The 2,545-nt window shown below is 62.7% G+C and carries 1 protein-coding gene and 1 pseudogene; both read right to left on the bottom strand.

Annotation, left to right across the window (positions count from 1 at the left end):
* The coding region (locus G113_RS19790) for an efflux RND transporter permease subunit (protein ID WP_005913005.1) at positions 1-2,234 on the bottom strand (2,234 nt) is incomplete at its 3' end.
* A pseudogene (locus G113_RS19785) lies at positions 2,231-2,545 on the bottom strand (copper-binding protein); the annotation flags it as partial. The gene G113_RS19790 and the pseudogene G113_RS19785, both read right to left, overlap by 4 nt.

Below are 2,545 nucleotides of genomic sequence, written 5' to 3'. Positions count from 1 at the left end.
CCCACCGCGGTGGCGAGAGCCCCTTGCACGTCGGCGATGCTCAGGCCATAGCGAGCGGCCTTCGAGCCGGTCGATGTCGACCTTGACGTAACGGCCTCCGCCACCCGCTCGGCATAGACGGACGCGGCCCCTTCGACCTTGCCGACTATCTGCTCGAGCTGCTGGCCTATCTGCTGGATCACCTTGAGATCGGGCCCGGCTATCTTGATGCCGACCGGGGTCTTGATACCGGTGGCCAGCATGTCGATGCGGGTCTTGATAGGGGGAACCCAGGCGTTGGTGAGACCGGGGAAGCGGATGAGCGCATCAAGCTCTTCCTTGAGCTTCTCCGGCGTCATGCCGGGGCGCCACTGGTCGCGGGGTTTGAGCTGGACGCTGGTCTCCATCATCACCAGATCGGCGGGGTCGGTGGCCGTGTCGGCGCGCCCCGCCTTGCCAAACACATTCTGCACTTCGGGGACGGTGCGAATGAGCTTGTCGGTCTGCTGCAGGATCTCCCGCGCCTTGCCCACCGAGATGTTGGCCGCGGTGGTGGGCATGTACATGATGTCCCCCTCATCCAGGGGCGGTATGAACTCTGAGCCAAGATAGTGCAGCGGCCAGAAGCCGATGACGGTCACCGCCAGCGCCAGCGCCAGGGTGCGCTTGGGGCGATTGAGCACGGCATTGAGCAGTGGAATGTAGCCCCGGGTCAGAGTGCGGTTGAGGGGGTTGGCCTGCTCGCTCAGCACCTTGCCGCGGATAAAGTAGCCCATCATGACTGGAACGAGTGTGATGGCCAGCGCCGCCGCCGCCGCCATGGCGTAGGTCTTGGTGTAAGCGAGGGGATGGAACATGCGTCCCTCCTGGGCCTCCAGGGCAAACACCGGCAGGAAGCTCATGGTGATGATGAGCAGGGAGAAGAAGATGGCGGGTCCCACTTCTATGCTGGCCTGGGCTATCACCTGCCAGCGGTTCTGGTCGGTGAGCCGGGTCTTCTCCAGGTGTTTGTGGACATTCTCTATCATGACGATGGCACCATCCACCATGGCGCCGATGGCGATGGCGATGCCCCCAAGGGACATGATATTGGCGTTGATCCCCTGCAAGTGCATGATGATGAAGGCCACCAGAATGGCGATGGGCAGGGTGATCACCACCACCAGCGAGGATCTCAGGTGGAACAGGAAGGCGAAGCAGACCAGCACTACCACCGCGAACTCCTCCAGCAGCTTGCCGGAGAGGTTATCGATGGCACGCGCGATAAGATCGGATCTGTCATAGACGGTGACCACCTCCACCCCGGCTGGCAGGCTCTTTTTCAGATCGGCGAGCCTCGCCTTGACCCCGTCGATGGTGTGCTGGGCATTCTCGCCGTAGCGCATCACGACGATTCCCCCCACGACTTCACCTTCGCCGTTGAGTTCGGCAATGCCGCGTCGCATCTGCGGACCGATGACCACGTCCGCCACATCCCCCAGCAGCAGCGGGGCGCCGCGCACCAGGGTGCCGAGCGGGATCTGCTTGAGATCGGCCACACCCTGGATGTAACCACTGGCGCGAACCATGTATTCGGCTTCCGCCATCTCGATGACGGAGGCTCCCGTCTCCTGGTTACCCTGCTCAATAGCGGTCTTGATGAGAGAGAGGGGAATGCCGTAGGCGCGCAGCTTGTCCGGGTCGACCCGCACCTGATACTGGCGCACCATGCCGCCGACTGTGGCTATCTCGGCAACGCCGGGCACCGTTTGCAACTCGTACTTGAGAAACCAGTTCTGCAAGGAGGTGAGCTGGGCCAGGTCATGCTGGCCGCTCTTGTCCTGCAGGGCGTACTGATAGACCCAGCCCACCCCGGTGGCATCCGGGCCTAGCTGTGGTTTGGCCGAGGGGGGCAGCTTGGCTGTCACCTGACTCAAGTACTCCAGCACCCGGGCGCGGGCCCAGTAGAGATCCGTCTTGTCATCGAACAGCACATAGACAAAGGAGTCGCCGAAGAAGGAGTAGCCCCGCACCGTGGTGGCCCCCGGTACCGAGAGCAGGGCCGTGGTGAGCGGATAGGTGACCTGATCCTCCACCACCTGCGGCGCCTGGCCCGGGTAGGGGGTCTTGATGATCACCTGGACGTCGGAGAGATCCGGCAAGGCATCGACCGGGGTCTGCTTGACCGACCAGAGTCCCCAGGCGGTGAGCATGGCGGTCAGCAGCAGCACCAGGAAGCGGTTGCCAATGGACCAGCGAATAATGGCAGGGATCATGGCTTGGCTCCCATATCGTGCTGGCTGTGATCCATCCCTTCCATCTCATCCCGGGGCGCCTTGTCGGCCTCTTTATCTACCTGGTCGGTCGAGGGGGACGTGCTGGATTTCTCCAGATGTATGGTGGTGATGCGGTACTCGTCCCCTCCTGCTCCACTTGCAGATGCAGGGTCTGACCCTTGCCAAGCTGGCTCATGTCGACACCCTCCGCCACGCTGAAATCCATCTCCATGGCGGGCCATTGCCACTCGGGGATAGGGTGATGGGAGACCCCCAGGGTGCGGTTAGGCAAGATCGATGCTCTGTACCTC

Origin of the sequence: Aeromonas molluscorum 848, assembly GCF_000388115.1 — a bacterium.
Lineage (GTDB): Bacteria > Pseudomonadota > Gammaproteobacteria > Enterobacterales > Aeromonadaceae > Aeromonas > Aeromonas molluscorum.
The sequence above is the reverse complement of the archived record's forward strand: the minus strand, read 5'-3'. Positions and strand labels throughout refer to the sequence as shown.